The following is a 22,599-nucleotide window of genomic DNA, read 5'->3' as shown; positions in this document are numbered from 1 at the left end:
AGGGGACCGGTCAGCCGACCTGGGGGTCGCCCTTGGTGTACGTGAGGCGCTCGACCTGGCCGGAGGAGAACTCGTCCTCGACCTTCTTGCCGTTGACGAACAGCTCGATCGCGCCGGCGTTGCCGAGGATCAGGTCGATCCGCTCGTCGTCCTGGAAGGTCTTGGAGTCGCCCTTCTTGAGCAGGCCGTCGAAGAGGAGCTTGCCGTCGTGGGCCTTGGCCGAGATCCAGCTCTTGTCGCCGGTCGCGGTGAGCTTGACCGTGACCTTGTCCTGGGGGACGGCCGCGATCGCGCTCTCGGAGGGGGCGGGCGCGGGCTTGGACGGCGCGGCCTTCGGGGCGCGGCTTCCGGTGGCGGCCGGAGCGTCCGCCACGGTCGTGGAGCCGCTGTCCGTACCGTCCTGGCCGAAGAGGGTGAAGCCGGCGAAGCCGACCACCGCGACGATGGCGGCGACCATGGCGGCGGTCCAGTTGGGCCGGCGCCGCTCAGGGCGGATGCGCTCCGCCTCGAACATGGGTGCGGCGGGGGTGGGGGCGGGACGACCGCCGTGCTCCGCGTCGTACTGCGCGACGAGGGCGGCCGGGTCGAGCCCGACGGCCCGCGCGAGGGTGCGCACGTGCCCGCGGGCGTACACGTCGCCGCCGCACCGCGAGAAGTCGTCCTCCTCGATGGCGTGCACGATGGGGACGCGCACCCGGGTGGATTCGCTGACCTGCTCGACGGTCAGGTCGGCGGCGAGGCGCGCGTCGCGGAGCGCGCGGCCGATCGGGGGACGGTCGTCCTGGGGCCGCTCGTCCTCGGGAGGCGAAGGCCGGTCGTCTGCTGGGGGTTTGCCGTCGGGGGCGTTGCCGATGGACACGAGGGCGCCTTTCGAGCGTGTAACCACCTGCTGGAGGTTCAGTCTATGGGTGGTACGAAAGGGTGGGGCAACCGGGCGGACGTGGTTTGTACGCCATCGGAATGGCCGCCGCCGGGAGTGCGGGAACCACCATTGTCCGTCCCTTCGGCCGACTTGACGCGCAGGGCGGGGCAACGGTTGCTCACGGTTCACTTACGGGAGGGACACAGCCGGGTCAGGAGCCGCTCTCGCCCCGGATCAGGGCGAGTACGCCGTCCAGGTCGTCCGGTTTGACCAGGACGTCCCGCGCCTTGGACCCCTCGCTGGGGCCGACGATGTTCCGCGACTCCATCAGGTCCATGAGCCTGCCCGCCTTCGCGAAGCCGACGCGGAGCTTGCGCTGGAGCATCGACGTGGAGCCGAACTGCGTGGAGACGACCAGCTCGGCCGCCTGGCACAGCAGGTCGAGGTCGTCGCCGATCTCCTCGTCGATCTCCTTCTTCTGCTTCGTCCCGGTCGTGACGTCGTCGCGGAAGACCGGCTCCATCTGCTCCTTGCAGTGCCGGACGACCGCCGCGACCTCGTCCTCCGTGACGAAGGCGCCCTGGAGCCGTACGGGCTTGTTGGCGCCCATCGGCAGGAACAGGCCGTCGCCCTTGCCGATGAGCTTCTCGGCGCCGGGCTGGTCGAGGATGACCCGGCTGTCGGCGAGCGAGGAGGTGGCGAACGCGAGCCGGGACGGGACGTTCGCCTTGATGAGGCCGGTGACGACGTCCACGGAGGGCCGCTGCGTGGCCAGCACCAGGTGGATGCCGGCCGCGCGGGCCAGCTGGGTGATGCGGACGATGGCGTCCTCGACGTCCCGGGGCGCGACCATCATCAGGTCGGCCAGCTCGTCCACGATGACCAGCAGGTACGGGTAGGGCTGGAGCTCGCGCTCGCTGCCCGGAGGCGTCGTCAGCTTGCCGCTGCGCACGGCCGCGTTGAAGTCGTCGATGTGGCGGTACCCGAACGCCGCCAGGTCGTCGTAGCGCAGGTCCATCTCCCGCACCACCCACTGGAGCGCCTCGGCGGCCCGCTTCGGGTTGGTGATGATGGGGGTGATCAGGTGCGGGATGCCCTCGTACGCCGTCAGCTCGACCCGCTTGGGGTCGACGAGCACCATCCGGACGTCCTCCGGGGTCGCCCTTATCATCACCGACGTGATCAGGCAGTTGATGCACGACGACTTGCCGGAGCCGGTGGCGCCGGCGACCAGCACGTGCGGCATCTTCGCCAGGTTGGCCATCACGTAGCCGCCCTCGACGTCCTTGCCGAGCGCCACGAGCATCGGGTGGTCGTCCTCGGCCGCGTCGGCGAGCCGCAGCACGTCGCCGAGGTTGACCATCTCGCGGTCGGTGTTGGGGATCTCGATGCCGACGGCGGACTTGCCGGGGATCGGCGAGATGATCCGCACGTCCGGGCTGGCCACGGCGTACGCGATGTTCTTCGTCAGCGCCGTGATCCGCTCGACCTTCACGGCGGGCCCGAGCTCCACCTCGTAGCGGGTGACCGTCGGACCGCGGGTGAAGCCGGTGACGTCCGCGTCCACCTTGAACTCGGAGAACACGTTCCGCAGGGACGCGACGATGGCGTCGTTGGCCGCGCTGCGGGTCTTGCCGGGCCCGCCGCGCTCCAGCAGGTCGAGGGAGGGCAGGGCGTACGTGATGTCCCCGGCGAGCCGCAGCTGCTCGGCCCGCGCGGGCATCGGCTCCGGCTCCTCCCGCACGGGCGCCGGCTTCGTCAGGTCCGGTACGCGTCCGTCGCCCTCCTCACGGGCGGGCGGTACGGCGGGGGCGCCCGCGCCGCCCCTGCCCCGGCCGGCCGCGCGCCCCGCACCGCCGGAGCCCGCCGCCGCGGTGGCGCCGCCCGTGGGCTCGGGCGCGCGATCGGGGGTGACGTCCCTGGTCAGGTCGGCCACGAGGGGCGAGGGCGGCATGCCGTTCAGCACGGCGCCGTCGAGGTCGGCGGCGGCAGCGGCGGCGATGTCCACGGGGTCGAGCGGCCGCCCGAAGGCGGGGTCGGCCGCGTCGGCCGCCTTGCGGGTGCGCGTCCGCCTGCGCCGGGTGAGCGCCTCGTCCTCGGCCCGGTCGGGGTCGTACCCGTCGGCGCCGGGGGCCGCGGGGGCACCGGAGCGGCGGCGGGCGGAGGCGGGCAGGCCCTCGCGCCACTGCTCGTCGTAGCGCTGGTCGTCCTCGGTCCACGTCTCGTACGGCTCGAGGACGCCGAGCCGTTCGCCGAGGGCCCGCAGCCGCCGGGGGATGGCGTTGACGGGGGTCGCAGTGACGACGAGGAGGCCGAAGACGGTCAGCAGGACGAGCAGGGGGACGGTGAGGACCTCGCCCGTCATGAAGATCAGGGGGGTGGACGCGGCCCAGCCGATGAGGCCGCCCGCGTCCTGCATGGCCTGGGCGCCCTCGTCGCGGCCGGGCGAGCCGCAGGCGATGTGGACCTGCCCGAGGACCCCGATGGCCAGGGCGGAGAGGCCGATGACGATCCGTCCGTTCGCCTCGGGCTTCTCGGGGTGGAGGATCAGCCGCACGGCCATGGTGCCGATCAGCAGCGGCACGAGCAGGTCGAGCCGGCCGAACGCGCCGGTGACCAGCATGTCCACGAGGTCGCCGACCGGCCCCTGCAGGTTCGCCCAGGTGCCGGCGGCGACGACGAGGGCGAGGCCGAGCAGCAGCAGGGCGAGGCCGTCCTTGCGGTGCGCCGGGTCGAGTCCCTTGGCGCCGCGCCCTATGCCCCGGAAGAGCGCGCCGACCGCGTGGGCGAGGCCGAGCCACAGGGCGCGGACGATCCGGTAGACACCGCCCGTGGGGGACGGCGCCGGCTTGGGCGCCGTCCGGGCGGCCGCCTTCTTCGCGGTCTTCTTCGCCGGGGCCTTCTTCGCCGCGCCCTTCCGGGCGGGTGCGGGCTGCTTGGCTGCGGTCTTCCTGGCGGGCGGTTTGCCGGGCGCCGCCTTCTGCGCGGCGCCCGTCGTACGGCCGGCGGCGCGCGGCTTCGCGGTGCCCGCCGTGCCGTGGGGACCCTTGCCGGACGTACGTGAGGCCATGGGGGTGAGGTTACCGGTGCGGGGGGCGCTGGACACGCGTCCGACCCCTTCACCCGTTCGTGTCGCGGGGGCGGGGTACGGAAGGTGACACGCGCTCAGCCTGCGGTCAGGGGGCCGGACGGGGGTCGTCGCCGTCGGGGCGGGCGGCTGGCGGTCGGGACACCGCGCCCCTGCGGTACGGGAGCGCCGGGTGCGGGCGCGTCGGGTGCGGGCGCGTCGGGTACGGCCCGAAGGCGCCCGGTGCGGGCGCGTCAGCCGCTGAGCCGGGAGCACCGGGTGCGGGGCCCGGCGGGTGCGGGCTCCATGGACGGGGGTCAGGTCGGGAGGCCGGGCCCGCCGCCGGTGCCGGGCTCGAGCGCGTCCAGCGCCCGCCGCAGCCCCGTCAGCTTCCGCTCCAGGTGCGCGGCGGTGGCGACGGCCGCGGTGTCGGCCGACTCCTCGTCGAGCTGCTTGGAGAGCGCCTCGGCCTGCTCCTCGACGGCGGCGAGCCGCGCGGACAGCTCCGCGAGGAGGCCGGCCGACTCGTGCGTGGCGACACCGCCCTGACCGCCGTCGCCGTTGCTCCCCTCCAGCTGGAGGCGGAGGAGGGCGGCCTGTTCGCGGAGCTGACAGTTCTTCATGTACAGGTCGACGAACACGGAGACCTTCGCGCGCAGGACCCACGGGTCGAACGGCTTGGAGATGTAGTCGACCGCGCCCGCGGCGTACCCGCGGAACGTGTGGTGCGGGCCGTGGTTGATCGCGGTCAGGAAGATGATCGGAATGTCGCGGGTGCGTTCCCGCCGTTTGATGTGCGCGGCCGTTTCGAAACCGTCCATGCCCGGCATCTGGACATCCAGCAGGATGACCGCGAAATCGTCCGTCAGCAGCGCCTTGAGCGCTTCCTCCCCTGACGATGCCCGCACCAGCGTCTGATCGAGCGCGGAGAGAATGGCCTCCAGCGCCAGCAGATTCTCCGGCCGGTCATCGACCAGGAGGATCTTGGCCTTCTGCACCATGGCCCGTCCTCCTCGCCCCGGCAGTTGGCCGGGCGCCGCCCCAGGGGACGACCCCCTTGTGCCGTCCGCCCTTGTGCCGGTCATCGTAGCCGCACCCCGCCCGTCACCACACCCTGTCACCGAGATGTCACTGTGCACACAGCGAAAACGTGGGGGGAGACCAGAAGGTTCCCGCAGATGGGCCCCTTCACACGCCTCCGGGCCGCGGCCCGGAGGCGTGTTATCGAACCTTGTTCAAGCCGTGATCACTTTCCGTGCATCCACTGATCCATCACGGAGAGCAGATGATCGGGGTCGACCGGCTTGGTGACGTAATCCGACGCCCCGGATTCGATCGCCTTCTCCCGGTCGCCCTTCATCGCCTTCGCGGTCAGCGCGATGATCGGCAGGCCCGCGAACTGCGGCATCCTGCGGATCGCGGTCGTCGTCGCGTACCCGTCCATCTCCGGCATCATGATGTCCATCAGCACCACCGCGGCGTCGTCGTGCTGCTCCAGGACCTCGATGCCCTCGCGTCCGTTCTCCGCGTACAGCACCGACAGGCCGTGCTGCTCCAGCACGCTGGTGAGCGCGAAGACGTTGCGGATGTCGTCGTCGACGATCAGCACCTTCTCGCCGCTGAAGCGGATCGGCCGGCGCGGCTCGGCCGCCTCCTGCCCGGCCGCCTCCGCACCCGCGTCCCGGCCCGAGTCCGGCCCCGCCCCGGTCTCCCGCCGGCCGCCGCCCTCTGCGCGGCCCTCCGCCGCGGCGGACGCCCTGCGGCGGTGCCGGAACAGCGCGCCCGTACCGTTCCGTCCGCTCTCCCCCGGCCCCGTACCGCCCGCCGGGGCCCCGCGACCCGGCGGCTGCGGGGCGGACGGCGCCGGCGCCACGTGCCCCACCGGCGCGGCGGGCGCGGCCGGCAGCGCCGTCCCCCGCTCCTCCGGCGCACCCTCCGCCGCCTCCGCCCCGGACCCCGTACCAGGACCGCCCTCGGCCCCGGCCGCGTGCGCGTCCTGCGCCGCCCCGGCCGCGGAGCCGTACCCGTGCGGCGGCAGTTCGTTGCCGTGCAGCGGCAGGTACAGCGTGAAGGTCGAACCGCGGCCCGGCTCGCTGGCCGCGTGGATCTCGCCGCCCAGCAGCCGGGCGATCTCCCGGCTGATGGACAGCCCCAGGCCCGTACCGCCGTACTTGCGGCTCGTCGTGCCGTCCGCCTGCTTGAACGCCTCGAAGATGACCCGCATCTTGCTCGCCGCGATGCCGATGCCCGTGTCGGTCACCGAGAACGCGATCAGCTCGGCGTCCGGGTCCCGCAGCGAACCGGCCTCCAGCAGCTGCTCCCGGATCGACGCCGGCACGTCCGCCTTCGCCGGGCGGATGACCAGCTCCACCGCGCCGGAGTCGGTGAACTTCACCGCGTTCGACAGGAGGTTGCGCAGCACCTGCAGGAGACGCTGCTCGTCCGTGTGGAGGGTCGCCGGCAGCTCCGGGGAGACCCGCACGGAGAAGTCCAGCCCCTTCTCCGCGGTCAGCGGGCGGAACGTGGCCTCCACGTAGTCCACCAGCTGCACCAGCGCGATCCGTGTCGGGCTGACGTCCATCTTGCCGGCCTCGACCTTCGACAGGTCCAGGATGTCGTTGATCAGCTGGAGCAGGTCGGAGCCCGCGCCGTGGATCGTCTCGGCGAACTCGACCTGCTTCGGCGACAGGTTGCCGTCCGCGTTGTCCGCCAGCAGCTTCGCCAGGATCAGCAGCGAGTTGAGCGGGGTGCGCAGCTCGTGCGACATGTTCGCCAGGAACTCGGACTTGTAGCGCATGGAGACGGCGAGCTGCTCCGCGCGCTCCTCCAGCACCTGCCGGGCCTCCTCGATCTCGGTGTTCTTCACCTCGATGTCGCGGTTCTGCCGCGCCAGCAGCTCGGCCTTCTCCTCCAGCTCCGCGTTGGAGTCCTGCAGGGCCTTCTGACGGTTCTCCAGCTCCGCCGAACGCTCCCGCAGCTGCTCGGTCAGCTCCTGCGACTGCTTCAGCAGCACCTCCGTCTTGGAGTTGACGCTGATCGTGTTGACGCTGGTCGCGATCATCTCGGCGATCTGGTTGAGGAAGTCCCGCTGGATCTGCGTGAACGGCTGGAACGACGCCAGCTCGATCACCCCGAGCACCTTCCCCTCGAACAGCACCGGAAGGACGATCACATGCGCCGGCGCGGCCTCCCCCAGCCCCGACGAGATCTTCAGGTACCCCGGCGGGACGTTCACCTGGATCGTCCGCTTCTCCTCGGCGGCCGTCCCGATCAGCGTCTCCCCCGGCCGGAACGACGTCGGCATCGACCCGGCCGAGTAGCCGTAGCTGGCCCTCATCCGCAGCTCGTACGCCCCGTCGTCCTCCCCGCCCGGCTCCGCCGACCCGCCGCCCGCCGGCAGGGCCAGGAAGAAGGCGCCGTGCTGCGCGGACACCACCGGCGTCAGCTCGCTCATGATCAGCGAGGCGACGTCGTCCAGGTCCCTGCGGCCCTGCATCAGACCGGAGATGCGCGCCAGATTGCCCTTCAGCCAGTCCTGCTCCTCGTTGGCGAGGGTCGTGTCGCGCAGGTTGGCGATCATCGTGTTGATGTTGTCCTGGAGTACCTGGATCTCACCCGACGCGTCCACGTCGATCTTCAGGTTGAGATCGCCCCTGGTCACCGCCGTGGCCACGGCCGCGATGGCGCGCACCTGCCGCGTCAGGTTCCCGGCCATCTCGTTCACCGACTCGGTGAGGTCCCGCCAGGTGCCGTCGACGTCCCGCACCCGCGCCTGACCGCCGAGGATGCCCTCCGTGCCCGCCTCCCGCGCGACGCGGGTGACCTCCTCGGCGAACGACGACAGCTGGTCGACCATCGTGTTGATGGTGTTCTTCAGCTCCTGGATCTCACCGCGCGCGTCGATGTCGATCTTCTTGGTCAGGTCGCCCTTGGCGATGGCCGTGGTCACGGCCGCGATCTGCCGCACCTGACCGGTCAGGTTCGACGCCATCGAGTTCACCGACTCGGTGAGGTCCTTCCACGTGCCCGACACCCCCGGCACGTGCGCCTGGCCGCCCAGTTCGCCCTCGGTACCCACCTCGCGCGCCACCCGCGTGACCTCGTCCGCGAACGACGACAGGGTCGTCACCATCGTGTTGACCGTGTCGGCCAGCTCCGCGACCTCACCGCGCGCCTCGACGGTCACCTTCTTCGTCAGGTCGCCGTTGGCCACCGCCGACGACACCCGCGAGATGTTCCGCACCTGCGAGGTGAGGTTGTTCGCCATCACGTTGACGTTGTCGCTGAGGTCCTTCCAGATGCCCGTCACGCCGCGCACCCGCGCCTGGCCGCCGAGGATGCCCTCGGTGCCCACCTCGCGCGCCACCCGGGTGACCTCGTCCGCGAAGTTCGAGAGCTGGTCCACCATCGTGTTGACCGTGGTGACCAGGTCGAGGATCTCGCCCCGGGCGTCGACGGTGATCTTCTTCGACAGGTCGCCCTTGGCGACCGCCGTCGTCACCTGGGCGATCTGCCGCACCTGCGAGGTCAGGTTGCTCGCCATGAAGTTGACCGACTGCGTCAGGTCCTTCCAGGTGCCGGAGACGCCCTGCACCTCGGCCTGACCGCCGAGGCGGCCCTCCGTACCCACCTCGCGGGCGACCCGCGTCACCTGCTCGGCGAAGTTCGACAGCTGGTCCACCATCGTGTTGAGGGTGTTCTTCAGCTCCAGGATCTCGCCGCGCGCGTCCACGTCGATCTTCTGCGACAGGTCACCGCGCGCCACCGCCGTGGCCACCTGCGCGATGTTGCGGACCTGCGCGGTGAGGTTGCCGGCCATGCCGTTCACGGAGTCCGTCAGATCGCGCCACACCCCGGCCACACCGGGCACCTGCGCCTGACCGCCCAGCCGCCCGTCGGTGCCCACCTCGCGGGCCACCCGCGTCACCTGCTCGGCGAACGCGGACAGCTGGTCGACCATCGTGTTGATGGTGTTCTTCAGCTCCAGGATCTCGCCGCGCGCGTCCACGTCGATCTTCTGCGACAGGTCACCGCGCGCCACCGCCGTCGTCACCTGCGCGATCTGCCGCACCTGGGACGTCAGGTTCCCCGCCATGAAGTTGACGGAGTCGGTGAGCTCCTTCCACGTACCCGACACCCCCGGTACGCGCGCCTGACCGCCCAGCCGCCCCTCCGTGCCCACGTCCCGCGCCATGCGCGTCACCTGGTCGGCGAAGGACGACAGCTGCGCCACCATCGTGTTGACGGTGTTCTTCAGCTCCAGCATCTCGCCGGCCACGTCGACCGTGACCTTCTGCGACAGGTCGCCGTTGGCCACCGCCGTCGTCACCTGCGCGATGTCCCGCACCTGACCCGTCAGGTTCCGGAACGCCGTGTTGACCGAGTCCGTCAGGTCCTTCCACGTGCCCGCCGCCCCGCGCACCTCCGCCTGACCGCCGAGCCGGCCCTCGACGCCCACCTCGCGGGCCACCCGGGTCACTTCGGAACCGAACGCGGAGAGCTGATCCACCATCGTGTTCACGGTGTTCTTCAACTCGAGCATCTCGCCGGCCACGTCGACCGTGACCTTCTGCGACAGGTCGCCGTTGGCCACCGCCGTCGTCACCTGCGCGATGTCCCGCACCTGACCCGTCAGGTTCCGGAACGCCGTGTTGACCGAGTCCGTCAGGTCCTTCCACGTACCGGCCGCGCCCGGCACCTGCGCCTGACCGCCCAGCAGCCCCTCGACACCCACCTCCCGCGCGACCCGCGTCACCTCGTCGGCGAAGGTGCGCAGCGTCTCGGTCATCTGGTTGATGGTGTCCGCCAGCTGCGCGACCTCGCCGCGCGCGCTGACCCGGACCTTCTGCGACAGGTCCCCGTTGGCGACGGCGGTGGTGACCTCGGCGATGCCGCGCACCTGCGAGGTGAGGTTGCCCGCCATCGTGTTGACGGAGTCGGTGAGGTCCTTCCAGACCCCGGCCACGCCCGGCACCTCGGCCTGCCCGCCGAGCTTGCCCTCCGTGCCCACCTCGCGCGCGACGCGCGTCACCTCGGACGAGAACGACGACAGCTGGTCCACCATCGTGTTGACGGTGTTCTTCAGCTCCAGCATCTCCCCGGCCACGTGCACCGTGACCTTCCGCGACAGATCGCCCTTGGCGACCGCCGTGGTGACCAGCGCGATGTCCCGCACCTGGGCGGTGAGCCGGTACGCCATCGTGTTGACCGAGTCCGTGAGGTCCTTCCACGAACCGGACACCCCGCGCACCTGGGCCTGCCCGCCCAGCTTGCCCTCCGTACCGACTTCGAGCGCGACGCGGGTCACCTCGTCGGTGAACGACGACAGCTGGTCGACGAGGTTGTTGACCGTACGGGCCACCTTCAGGAACTCACCGCGCAGCGGACGCCCCGCCCCGTCGGGCCCCTCGGAGCGCAGCTCCATCCGCTGCTCCAGGTCGCCGTCCGCGACGGCCGACAGGACCCGCCCCACCTCGGAGACCGGCCTCGTCAGGTCGTCCACCAGCGCGTTGGCGGCCTCGATCGCGGTCGCCCAGGCGCCCTCGCTGGCGCCCACCTCCAGCCGCTCCGACAGCTTCCCCTCACGCCCCACGACCCGGCGCACCCGCGCCAGCTCGCCCGTGAGGTGCAGCTTGCGGTCGGCGACCTCGTTGAAGACGGCGGCGATCTCCGCCATCGGCCCCTCACCGGTGACCGTCAGCCGCCTGCGGAAGTTGCCGTCCCGCATCGCCGTCAGGGCACCCAGCAGCCGCTCCAGTGCAGCGGCGTCCACCTCGACGGTTCCGCTGCTCCGGGACCGTCCGCCCTTCGCGCGCGTGCTGCCGCCTCGCGCCGCCACGCCAGACTCCACCGTGTCCCTCCCGCAGGGGTCGACCGTCATTCCTCGGGCTCTTGCTCGGGTGCCTCTTCCGGCCACGCCGCTCTCGGCGGGCGCCCCCGGAAACCTTCCCAGTCTGTCACCGTCGGCGGTCCGCGCCATAACGGTTCGGCTGCTTCGCATAACGTCCCCGTCCTCTGGGGACGGAAACAGCCGTGACCGCCGCCCGCCCGGACTGCGAAGGTAAGTAACCTGGCATGCGGCTGTCCAACCGCCCCGGTCCGCCCGGCGGGGGCGGTGCGACCGTACGACCGCGAGGGACCGCGAGGGACCGGGAGGGGCGGGAGCCGATCATGGCGAAGCCGGGCGTCGAGACGCGTACGAGGAGTTCTGTGATCACCGCGCGGGCGGCTGCCACCTTCGAACCTGTGGGGCGGGCGGTCGCGACCGCCCGCGCCTTCGTCCGGGACACCCTGCAGGGCTGGGGCCACTCCGACATCGTCGACGACGCCGTCGTCCTGACCAGCGAACTCGTCACCAACGCGGTGGTCCACGCCGGCACCGCCGCGGACGTCCTGTGCCTGCGCACCGACCACGGCGTACGGGTCGAGGTCGCCGACCGCTACCCGGAGCGCGAGGTGCCCCTCCAGGGCTCCGCCCAGCCCACCGCGGCCCCGGACCGGGAGAACGGCCGGGGCCTGCTGCTGTGCGCCGCCCTCGCCACCCGCTGGGGCGTCGAGTACTCGCCGGCCCGCAAGCGCGTCTGGTTCCAGCTCGACCTGCCCGAGCGCCCGGTGGGCACCCGCCACGCGGGTCCCGCGCTCCCCGCCGACCTGCTGCCCGTGGCCGACGAGCGCGTCCGGGTCGCGGTGGCGCAGGTCGACCGTTCGGGTGCCGTCACCGCCTGGAACGACGACGCGGAGCACCTCTTCGGGTACGCCGCCGACCAGGTCGTCGGCAAGCAGCTCGGGGACCTCGCCGCCTGGCCGCACACGCCGGGCACGGGGACGGGCCTGGCGGAGGCCCTGCGGCTGTCCCGCTGGGAGGGCAGCTACGGCATCCGCGGCACGGACGGCCGCGTGATCCCGGTGTACGCCTCCCATCTGCGGATCCGCGACACGCACGGCGAGCCGTCCACGGTGTGCCTGCTGGTGCGCGAGTACGAGCGGGCCGTCCTGCAGAGCCCGCCGCGCGCGACGGGCGGCGACGCGTCGGGCGAGGGCCGCACGGCGGACCCGTTCGAGGTGTTCATCGGCTCCCCCGCCCCGGAGGACCTGGACGGTCTGCTGCAGCGCACGGTGGAGCGGGCCCGCGACATGCTGGACGGGGACGCCGCGTTCCTGCTGCTGGCGACGGACGACGAGACGGAGCTGGAGGTGCGGGCCACGACGGGACTGCCGTCGGCGCGGCAGCGCTTCGCACGCGTCCCCGTGGAGGCGGGCACGAGCCGGTACGCCTCCGCCCGCATGCCGGCCGTCCACGAGGACCTGGCGGCCGTGCCGGGCGCGGTGCCGCTGCTGAGCGGCACGGGCATGCGCTCGGTCGTGACGGTCCCGCTGAAGGTGGAGGGCCGGCTGACGGGCTCCCTGGGGGTGGCGGCGGAGGCCCCCGGCCGCTACGCCAACGAGGAGGCGCTGCGGCTGCAGTTCGCCGCGGACCGGATCGCGCTGGCCGTCGAGTCGGCGCGGCTGGGCGAGCTGGAACGGCTGCGCCGCGGCTCCCTGAGCTTCCTGGTCGAGGCGTCGGACCTGCTGGCGGGCACGCTGGACCGGGATCAGACGCTGGCGCTGATGGCTCAGATGACCGTGCCGACGCTGGCCACGTGGTGCGCGGTGTACACGATCGCCGACCAGTCCTCGGACCCGTACCTGTCGTACGTGCTGCACGAGGACGAGGAGCTCATCGACGGTTTGAAGGAGCTGCTGTCGAGCGTCACCCCGCCCGATCCGGTACCGGCCCCCGGCGCGCGCGTGTGGCACGCGCCCGCGGAGGCGGCGCAGCGCGCGGCGCTGGAGGCGTCCCGCAGGCGGCTCGGGGAGGAGGCGTCGCCGCTGTCGTCGGGCATCGGCACGGCGCTGGCGACGGCCGCCGCGGTGGGCGGCGAGACCGTGGTCCTGCCGCTGGTCGCGCGCAATCGCGTGATCGGCATGCTCACCCTCGGCAAGCCGTCGGACGACCACTTCCGGCAGGAGATCCTCGAACTGGCGGAGGACCTGTCCCGCCGCGCCGCGCTGGCCCTGGACAACGCGCGGCTGTACAGCGAGCGTACGGCGATCAGCCAGTCGCTGCAGCGCAGCCTGCTGCCGCCGGGGCTGCCGCAGATCTCCGGCGTCGAGGTGGACGTGATCTACCGGGCGGCCGGCGAGGGCAACGAGGTGGGCGGCGACTTCTACGACGTGTTCCCGATCCAGGACGGGGCGTACGGCTTCGCGATCGGCGACGTGTGCGGTACGGGTCCGGAGGCGGCGGCCGTGACGGGTCTGGCCCGGCACGCACTGCGGCTGCTGGCGCGGGAGGGGTTCGGCGGCCCGGCGGTACTGGAGCGGCTGAACGCGGCGATCCTCGACGAGGGCTCCCGCAGCCGCTTCCTGACGCTGCTGTACGGGGAGCTGCGGCCTCAGGAGGACGGCAGCGCGGCACTGAAGGTGGTGTGCGCGGGCCATCCGCTGCCTTTGCGGCTGCGTCAGGACGGCACGGTGGAGCCCGCGGCGGAGCCGCAGCCGCTGCTGGGCGTGATGGAGGACCTGGAGCTGTACGAGGAGTCGGTGACGCTGGAGCCGGGCGACGTGCTGCTCTGCGTCACGGACGGCGTGACGGAGCGGCGTGAGGGCACCCGCATGCTGGGAGACGACGGCCTGGCCGAGGTGCTGCGCACGTGTACGGGCCTGACGGCCGGCGCGGTCGCCGCGCGGGTGCTGCGGGCGGTGGAGCGGTTCGCCGCGGAGCCCGCGTCGGACGACATGGCGATCCTGACGCTCCGCGTACCGGAGCCGCACCGCCAGTAGGTGCCCCGGATACGCCGAAGGCCCCCCGCCGTGAGGCGGGGGGCCTTCCTTTTCGGAGCCCCCAAACGGAATCGAACCGTTGACCTTCTCCTTACCATGGAGACGCTCTACCGACTGAGCTATAGGGGCCTGTCGCCTTGGGAGGTTTCCCTCGCGGCGACGTCAGAACTATATCCCAGGCCGATCCCGAACACCTAATCGCCGTGTGCGCCGGCTCGCCGGTACGCGGATGCGCCTGGAGTGGGCAGGAGTCGCCCACCTGCTCCCGTGCCGGCCGTGGCCGACCCCGCCCGATTCCCGGTCCGGAAATGCGGAAAGCCCCGTGCCATCAGGCACGGGGCTCCCCGTCAACAATAGTTCGGCGGCGTCCTACTCTCCCACAGGGTCCCCCCTGCAGTACCATCGGCGCTGAAAGGCTTAGCTTCCGGGTTCGGAATGTAACCGGGCGTTTCCCTAACGCTATGACCACCGAAACACTATGAAGATAACAACCAACCGGCAACATGGTCGTGTTCGTTACTTCAGAACTAACACAGTGGACGCGAGCAACTGAGGACAAGCCCTCGGCCTATTAGTACCGGTCAACTCCACCCATCACTGGGCTTCCATATCCGGCCTATCAACCCAGTCGTCTACTGGGAGCCTTACCCTCTCAAGGAGGTGGGAACACTCATCTCGAAGCAGGCTTCCCGCTTAGATGCTTTCAGCGGTTATCCCTCCCGAACGTAGCCAACCAGCCATGCCCTTGGCAGAACAACTGGCACACCAGAGGTTCGTCCGTCCCGGTCCTCTCGTACTAGGGACAGCCCTTCTCAATGTTCCTGCGCGCGCAGCGGATAGGGACCGAACTGTCTCACGACGTTCTAAACCCAGCTCGCGTACCGCTTTAATGGGCGAACAGCCCAACCCTTGGGACCGACTCCAGCCCCAGGATGCGACGAGCCGACATCGAGGTGCCAAACCATCCCGTCGATATGGACTCTTGGGGAAGATCAGCCTGTTATCCCCGGGGTACCTTTTATCCGTTGAGCGACGGCGCTTCCACAAGCCACCGCCGGATCACTAGTCCCGACTTTCGTCCCTGCTCGACCCGTCGGTCTCACAGTCAAGCTCCCTTGTGCACTTACACTCAACACCTGATTGCCAACCAGGCTGAGGGAACCTTTGGGCGCCTCCGTTACCCTTTAGGAGGCAACCGCCCCAGTTAAACTACCCATCAGACACTGTCCCTGATCCGGATCACGGACCCAGGTTAGACATCCAGCACGACCAGAGTGGTATTTCAACGACGACTCCACCATGACTGGCGTCACAGTTTCACAGTCTCCCACCTATCCTACACAAGCCGAACCGAACACCAATATCAAACTGTAGTAAAGGTCCCGGGGTCTTTCCGTCCTGCTGCGCGAAACGAGCATCTTTACTCGTAGTGCAATTTCACCGGGCCTATGGTTGAGACAGTCGAGAAGTCGTTACGCCATTCGTGCAGGTCGGAACTTACCCGACAAGGAATTTCGCTACCTTAGGATGGTTATAGTTACCACCGCCGTTTACTGGCGCTTAAGTTCTCAGCTTCGCCCGGACGAATCCAAGCTAACCGGTCCCCTTAACGTTCCAGCACCGGGCAGGCGTCAGTCCGTATACATCGCCTTACGGCTTCGCACGGACCTGTGTTTTTAGTAAACAGTCGCTTCTCGCTGGTCTCTGCGGCCACCCCCAGCTCACACTGCAAGAGTGATCACCAGAAGTGGCCCCCCTTCTCCCGAAGTTACGGGGGCATTTTGCCGAGTTCCTTAACCATAGTTCACCCGAACGCCTCGGTATTCTCTACCTGACCACCTGAGTCGGTTTAGGGTACGGGCCGCCATGAAACTCGCTAGAGGCTTTTCTCGACAGCATAGGATCATCCACTTCACCACAATCGGCTCGGCATCAGGTCTCAGCCTTAACGTGTGACGGATTTGCCTACCACACGGCCTACACCCTTACCCCGGGACAACCACCGCCCGGGCTGGACTACCTTCCTGCGTCACCCCATCGCTCACCTACTACCAGTCTGGGCCACCGGCTCCACCACTCCGTGCTTGTCCGAAGACGCACACGGCGGTTTCACGGGCTTAGCATCGCTGGGTTCAGCGCTGGCGCTTCAAAGCGGGTACCGGAATATCAACCGGTTGTCCATCGACTACGCCTGTCGGCCTCGCCTTAGGTCCCGACTTACCCTGGGCAGATCAGCTTGACCCAGGAACCCTTAGTCAATCGGCGCACACGTTTCTCACGTGTGTATCGCTACTCATGCCTGCATTCTCACTCGTGAACCGTCCACAACTCGCTTCCGCGGCTGCTTCACCCGGCACACGACGCTCCCCTACCCATCCACACAGCCGTTGGGCCTATTGTGTGAATGACACGACTTCGGCGGTACGCTTGAGCCCCGCTACATTGTCGGCGCGGAATCACTTGACCAGTGAGCTATTACGCACTCTTTCAAGGGTGGCTGCTTCTAAGCCAACCTCCTGGTTGTCTCTGCGACTCCACATCCTTTCCCACTTAGCGTACGCTTAGGGGCCTTAGTCGATGCTCTGGGCTGTTTCCCTCTCGACCATGGAGCTTATCCCCCACAGTCTCACTGCCGCGCTCTCACTTACCGGCATTCGGAGTTTGGCTAAGGTCAGTAACCCGGTAGGGCCCATCGCCTATCCAGTGCTCTACCTCCGGCAAGAAACACACGACGCTGCACCTAAATGCATTTCGGGGAGAACCAGCTATCACGGAGTTTGATTGGCCTTTCACCCCTAACCACAGGTCATCCCCCAGGTTTTCAACCCTGGTGGGTTCGGTCCTCCACGAAGTCTTACCTCCGCTTCAACCTGCCCATGGCTAGATCACTCCGCTTCGGGTCTTGAGCGCGCTACTCGATCGCCCTATTCGGACTCGCTTTCGCTACGGCTTCCCCACACGGGTTAACCTCGCAACGCACCGCAAACTCGCAGGCTCATTCTTCAAAAGGCACGCAGTCACGAGACATGCAAAGCATGTCCGACGCTCCCACGGCTTGTAGGCACACGGTTTCAGGTACTATTTCACTCCGCTCCCGCGGTACTTTTCACCATTCCCTCACGGTACTATCCGCTATCGGTCACCAGGGAATATTTAGGCTTAGCGGGTGGTCCCGCCAGATTCACACGGGATTTCTCGGGCCCCGTGCTACTTGGGTGTCTCTCAAACGAGCCGTCAATGTTTCAGCTACGGGGGTCTTACCCTCTACGCCGGACCTTTCGCATGTCCTTCGCCTACATCAACGGTTTCTGACTCGTCTCACGGCCGGCAGACCGTGAAAGAGAGATCCCACAACCCCGCATGCGCAACCCCTGCCGGGTATCACACGCATACGGTTTGGCCTCATCCGGTTTCGCTCGCCACTACTCCCGGAATCACGGTTGTTTTCTCTTCCTGAGGGTACTGAGATGTTTCACTTCCCCTCGTTCCCTCCACTTACCCTATGTGTTCAGGTAAGGGTGACAGCCCATGACGACTGCCGGGTTTCCCCATTCGGACACCCCCGGATCAAAGCTCGGTTGACAGCTCCCCGGGGCCTATCGCGGCCTCCCACGTCCTTCATCGGTTCCTGGTGCCAAGGCATCCACCGTGCGCCCTTATAAACTTGGCCACAGATGCTCGCGTCCACTGTGCAGTTCTCAAGCAACGACCAGCCACCCATCATCCCCGGACAAGATCCGGAGTTCACTGGGGCCGGCGTGTGAAGGAACAAGACCATACGGCCCGTACCTTCAGACACCCAACAGCGTGCCCGACCTGGTCCCGTCCGAAGATCACGCGTTCCACACCCTTGCGGGTAGTACTTGCGGCCTTCGACCCGTGAACCAGATCGAGTAGTCAACGTTCCACCCATGAGCAACCAGCATCAGACGTTCGCTGATGTACTGGTCTCTGGACCACCGTGGTGGCCTAGAAGTGCTCCTTAGAAAGGAGGTGATCCAGCCGCACCTTCCGGTACGGCTACCTTGTTACGACTTCGTCCCAATCGCCAGTCCCACCTTCGACAGCTCCCTCCCACAAGGGGTTGGGCCACCGGCTTCGGGTGTTACCGACTTTCGTGACGTGACGGGCGGTGTGTACAAGGCCCGGGAACGTATTCACCGCAGCAATGCTGATCTGCGATTACTAGCGACTCCGACTTCATGGGGTCGAGTTGCAGACCCCAATCCGAACTGAGACCGGCTTTTTGAGATTCGCTCCACCTTGCGGTATCGCAGCTCTTTGTACCGGCCATTGTAGCACGTGTGCAGCCCAAGACATAAGGGGCATGATGACTTGACGTCGTCCCCACCTTCCTCCGAGTTGACCCCGGCGGTCTCCCGTGAGTCCCCAGCACCACAAGGGCCTGCTGGCAACACGGGACAAGGGTTGCGCTCGTTGCGGGACTTAACCCAACATCTCACGACACGAGCTGACGACAGCCATGCACCACCTGTACACCGACCACAAGGGGGCACCCATCTCTGGGTGTTTCCGGTGTATGTCAAGCCTTGGTAAGGTTCTTCGCGTTGCGTCGAATTAAGCCACATGCTCCGCCGCTTGTGCGGGCCCCCGTCAATTCCTTTGAGTTTTAGCCTTGCGGCCGTACTCCCCAGGCGGGGAACTTAATGCGTTAGCTGCGGCACGGACGACGTGGAATGTCGCCCACACCTAGTTCCCAACGTTTACGGCGTGGACTACCAGGGTATCTAATCCTGTTCGCTCCCCACGCTTTCGCTCCTCAGCGTCAGTATCGGCCCAGAGATCCGCCTTCGCCACCGGTGTTCCTCCTGATATCTGCGCATTTCACCGCTACACCAGGAATTCCGATCTCCCCTACCGAACTCTAGCCTGCCCGTATCGAATGCAGACCCGGGGTTAAGCCCCGGGCTTTCACATCCGACGTGACAGGCCGCCTACGAGCTCTTTACGCCCAATAATTCCGGACAACGCTTGCGCCCTACGTATTACCGCGGCTGCTGGCACGTAGTTAGCCGGCGCTTCTTCTGCAGGTACCGTCACTTTCGCTTCTTCCCTGCTGAAAGAGGTTTACAACCCGAAGGCCGTCATCCCTCACGCGGCGTCGCTGCATCAGGCTTTCGCCCATTGTGCAATATTCCCCACTGCTGCCTCCCGTAGGAGTCTGGGCCGTGTCTCAGTCCCAGTGTGGCCGGTCGCCCTCTCAGGCCGGCTACCCGTCGTCGCCTTGGTGAGCCGTTACCTCACCAACTAGCTGATAGGCCGCGGGCTCATCCTGCACCGCCGGAGCTTTCCACCACCATCAGATGCCTGAAGTGGTCGTATCCGGTATTAGACCCCGTTTCCAGGGCTTGTCCCAGAGTGCAGGGCAGATTGCCCACGTGTTACTCACCCGTTCGCCACTAATCCCCCACCGAAGTGGGTTCATCGTTCGACTTGCATGTGTTAAGCACGCCGCCAGCGTTCGTCCTGAGCCAGGATCAAACTCTCCGTGAATGCTTCCCGGTAATCCGGGTGAACACTCGCGTTGAGCGGAACCGGAAGGAGGAATGATCCTTCTGGTTCTCAGCGTCCTCGCTGTGTGTTTCAAAGGAACCTCGTCTCTGAGAGACGGGGTTATCAACATATCTGGCGTTGACTTTTGGCACGCTGTTGAGTTCTCAAGGAACGGACGCTTCCTTTGTACTCACCCTCAGGCTTCCCTGCGGGCTTTCCTCCGGGCGCTTCCCTTCGGTGTTTCCAACCTTACCAGATCCTTTTTCCGTTCCGTTTCCGGTCGGATTTCGTTTCCGGTGGCCGTTGGAGGGCCTTTGCCTTTCGGCGCTTTCCGACTTTATCAGAAGTTCTGAGCCGGATTTCCCGCCCTCCCGGTTCCCCTACGGCGCGTGAACGAGCCGGGTTCCCCTCGGGCGGAGCCGTAAACGTACTGGAGCGGGGCGCCCCGATGCAAATCGAGGGCGCCCCGCTCCGGTCGTGCCTGGTGAGGCGTCAGACCTCCACCACGACGGGCAGGATCATCGGGCGGCGGCGGTAGGTGTCCGACACCCACTTGCCGATGGTGCGGCGGATGAGCTGCTGGAGCTGGTGGGGCTCCACGACGCCGTCCTGGGCGGACTTGTTCAGCGCCTCCTCGACCTTCGGGAGCACGGCGTCGAACGCCTTGTCCTCGATGCCGGAGCCGCGTGCCTGGATGTGCGGACCACCGACGATCTTGCCGCTGGTCGAGTCGACCACGACGAAGACCGAGACGATGCCCTCCTCGCCGAGGATGCGGCGGTCCTTGAGGGCGCCCTCCGTGACGTCGCCGACGGATAGGCCGTCGACGTACACGTACCCGGCCTGGACCTTGCCGGTGATCTTGGCCTTGCCGTCGACCAGGTCGACGACCACGCCGTCCTCGGCGATGACGATGCGGTCCTTCGGGACTCCCGTCATGGCGCCCAGCTCGGCGTTGGCCCGCAGGTGGCGCCACTCGCCGTGCACCGGCATCAGGTTCCTCGGCTTGCAGATGTTGTAGAAGTACAGCAGCTCGCCGGCCGAGGCGTGGCCCGAGACGTGGACCTTGGCGTTGCCCTTGTGGACGACGTTCGCGCCCCAGCGGGTCAGGCCGTTGATCACGCGGTAGACCGCGTTCTCGTTGCCCGGGATCAGGGAGGACGCCAGGATCACCGTGTCGCCCTGGACGATGCGGATCTGGTGGTCGCGGTTGGCCATGCGGGACAGGGCCGCCATCGGCTCGCCCTGGGAGCCCGTGCAGACGAGCACGACCTCGTGGTCCGGCAGGTCGTCCAGGGTCTTCACGTCCACGACGAGGCCCGGCGGCACGCGCAGGTAGCCGAGGTCGCGGGCGATGCCCATGTTGCGGACCATCGAGCGGCCCACGAAGGCGACGCGGCGGCCGTACTCGTACGCCGCGTCGAGAACCTGCTGGATGCGGTGCACGTGGCTGGCGAAGCTCGCCACGATGATGCGCCGCTGGGCGCCGGCGAAGACCTGGCGCATCACGTTGGAGATGTCGCGCTCGTGCGCGGTGAAGCCGGGGACCTCGGCGTTGGTGGAGTCGCTCAGCAGGAGGTCGATGCCCTCCTCGCTCAGGCGGGCGAACGCGTGCAGGTCCGTGAGCCGGTTGTCCAGCGGGAGCTGGTCCATCTTGAAGTCGCCCGTGTGCACCACCAGGCCCGCGGGGGTGCGGATGGCGACGGCGAGGGCGTCCGGGATGGAGTGGTTCACCGCGATGAACTCGCAGTCGAACGCGCCCAGCACCTCGCGCTGCCCCTCCGCCACCTCGAGGGTGTAGGGGCGGATGCGGTGCTCCTGGAGCTTCGCCTCGATCAGCGCGAGGGTCAGCTTGGAGCCGATCAGCGGGATGTCCGGCTTGAGGCGGAGCAGGTACGGGACGCCGCCGATGTGGTCCTCGTGGCCGTGGGTGAGGACGATGGCCTCGATGTCGTCGAGGCGGTCCTTCAGGGTCGTGAAGTCCGGCAGGATCAGGTCGATGCCGGGCTGCTCCTCCTCGGGGAAGAGCACGCCGCAGTCGACGATCAGCAGGCGGCCGCCGTACTCGAAGACGGTCATGTTGCGGCCGATCTCACCGAGGCCGCCGAGCGGGGTGACGCGCAGGCCGCCCTCGGGCAGCTTCGGCGGAGCGCCGAGTTCAGGGTGCGGATGGCTCAAAAGACTCTCCTCACCACACACGCCACGTGCCGTCGGGACACATGGCGCGCGTGACTGGTCTGCAGTGCACTTCCGTGCAGGTGCGGATGGCGTGGATGGTGCGTATTCAGTTGTGAAGTCGTTGTCAGAGCTCTACCCCGCCGGCGGCCAGGTCTGCCGTGAGCTGCGCCGTCTCGGCCGGGGACAGCTCCACGAGGGGCAGCCGCAGCGGGCCGGCCGGCAGGCCCTGGAGGGCGAGGGCGGCCTTGGTGGTGATCACGCCCTGGGTGCGGAACACGCCGGTGTAGACCGGGAGCAGCTTCTGGTGGATCTCGGTCGCCTTCTGGACGTCGCCGCTGAGGTGGGCCTCCAGGAGGGCGCGCAGCTCGGGGGTGACCACGTGGCCGACGACCGAGACGAAGCCGCAGGCGCCGACGGAGAGCAGCGGCAGGTTGAGCATGTCGTCGCCCGAGTACCAGGCGAGGCCGGAGCGGGCGATGGCCCAGCTGGCACGGCCGAGGTCGCCCTTGGCGTCCTTGTTGGCGACGATGCGCGGGTGCTCGGCGAGGCGGACGATCGTCTCGGTGTCGATGGGGACGCCGCTGCGGCCGGGGATGTCGTACAGCATCACGGGCAGCGCGGTCGCGTCGGCGATGGCCGTGAAGTGCCGGTACAGGCCCTCCTGCGGGGGCTTGTTGTAGTACGGCGTGACGGCGAGCAGGCCGTGCGCGCCGGCGCGTTCGGCGGCCCGGGCCAGCTCCAGGGTGTGGCGGGTGTCGTTGGTGCCGATGCCGGCGACGACGTGGGCGCGGTCGCCCACCGCCTCCAGGACCGCTCGTACGAGCTGGTCTTTCTCCGCGTCGCTGGTGGTCGGGGACTCGCCGGTGGTGCCGTTGACGATCAGGCCGTCGTTGCCCGCGTCCACGAGATGGGTGGCGAGCCGCTGAGCGCCGTCGACGTCGAGTGCGCCGTCCGCCGTGAAGGGCGTGACCATGGCGGTGAGGACCCGCCCGAAGGGGGTCTGCGGAGTGGAGATCGGAGCCATGGGTAACACGCTACTCGCTGCTCAGCGCGCGGGGGGCCTTCGGGGGATGTGACGCAGTGGAGCCCGGCACTGCCTGCTCGGGGGTTCAAGCAGTGCCGGGTCCGTTTGATCAGCCTAGATGAACTTCGCAGA

Annotated in this window: 7 protein-coding genes, 1 tRNA gene and 3 rRNA genes; 1 reads left to right on the top strand and 10 read right to left on the bottom strand. The window is 68.3% G+C overall.

Going from position 1 to position 22,599, the window contains the following annotated elements:
• Window positions 1–10: 10 nt before the first annotated feature.
• The 4 genes from CP974_RS22945 to CP974_RS22930 all read right to left on the bottom strand — a co-directional run bounded on the left by CP974_RS22945 (window position 11) and on the right by CP974_RS22930 (window position 10,779).
• Window positions 11–859 carry a helix-turn-helix domain-containing protein gene (locus CP974_RS22945; protein ID WP_031127908.1) on the bottom strand — a complete coding sequence of 283 codons (849 nt, stop codon included), beginning with the start codon at window positions 857–859 and terminating at the stop codon, window positions 11–13.
• Between the two features lie 214 nt (window positions 860–1,073).
• Window positions 1,074–3,932, bottom strand: coding sequence for a DNA translocase FtsK (locus tag CP974_RS22940; protein ID WP_051838814.1), 2,859 nt, complete (start codon window positions 3,930–3,932; stop codon window positions 1,074–1,076).
• Between the two features lie 314 nt (window positions 3,933–4,246).
• Complete coding sequence (locus CP974_RS22935; protein ID WP_031127910.1) at window positions 4,247–4,930, bottom strand: response regulator; 684 nt, start codon at window positions 4,928–4,930, stop codon at window positions 4,247–4,249.
• 245 nt (window positions 4,931–5,175) lie between these two features.
• The gene (locus CP974_RS22930; protein ID WP_191092846.1) at window positions 5,176–10,779 is read right to left on the bottom strand and encodes a hybrid sensor histidine kinase/response regulator; all 5,604 of its coding nucleotides are present in this window, start codon (window positions 10,777–10,779) and stop codon (window positions 5,176–5,178) included.
• A gap of 320 nt (window positions 10,780–11,099) precedes the next feature.
• On the opposite strand from CP974_RS22930, the gene CP974_RS22925 reads away from it, so the two are divergent.
• Window positions 11,100–13,751 carry a SpoIIE family protein phosphatase gene (locus CP974_RS22925; RefSeq protein ID WP_037936109.1) on the top strand — a complete coding sequence of 884 codons (2,652 nt, stop codon included), beginning with the start codon at window positions 11,100–11,102 and terminating at the stop codon, window positions 13,749–13,751.
• Window positions 13,752–13,807: 56 nt separating this feature from the next.
• Here the strand turns inward: CP974_RS22925 and CP974_RS22920 are convergent.
• The 6 genes from CP974_RS22920 to dapA form a co-directional block, all read right to left on the bottom strand.
• Window positions 13,808–13,880, bottom strand: a tRNA-Thr gene (locus CP974_RS22920).
• Between the two features lie 227 nt (window positions 13,881–14,107).
• Window positions 14,108–14,224, bottom strand: a 5S ribosomal RNA gene (rrf, locus tag CP974_RS22915).
• A 78-nt stretch (window positions 14,225–14,302) separates the two neighbouring features.
• Window positions 14,303–17,421, bottom strand: a 23S ribosomal RNA gene (locus CP974_RS22910).
• 316 nt (window positions 17,422–17,737) lie between these two features.
• Window positions 17,738–19,265 (bottom strand): 16S ribosomal RNA (locus CP974_RS22905).
• The 16S, 23S and 5S rRNA genes sit together here with 1 tRNA gene alongside, the layout of an rRNA operon.
• 492 nt (window positions 19,266–19,757) lie before the next feature.
• On the bottom strand, window positions 19,758–21,443 hold the full coding sequence (locus tag CP974_RS22900; RefSeq protein ID WP_031129717.1) for a ribonuclease J: 1,686 nt from the start codon (window positions 21,441–21,443) through the stop codon (window positions 19,758–19,760).
• Window positions 21,444–21,567: 124 nt separating this feature from the next.
• Complete coding sequence (gene dapA / locus CP974_RS22895; protein WP_031129718.1) at window positions 21,568–22,467, bottom strand: 4-hydroxy-tetrahydrodipicolinate synthase; 900 nt, start codon at window positions 22,465–22,467, stop codon at window positions 21,568–21,570.
• Between the last annotated feature and the right edge of the window lie 132 nt (window positions 22,468–22,599).

Source organism: Streptomyces fradiae ATCC 10745 = DSM 40063, assembly GCF_008704425.1.
Lineage (GTDB): Bacteria > Actinomycetota > Actinomycetes > Streptomycetales > Streptomycetaceae > Streptomyces > Streptomyces fradiae.
This window is presented reverse-complemented; position numbering and strand designations above follow the sequence as displayed.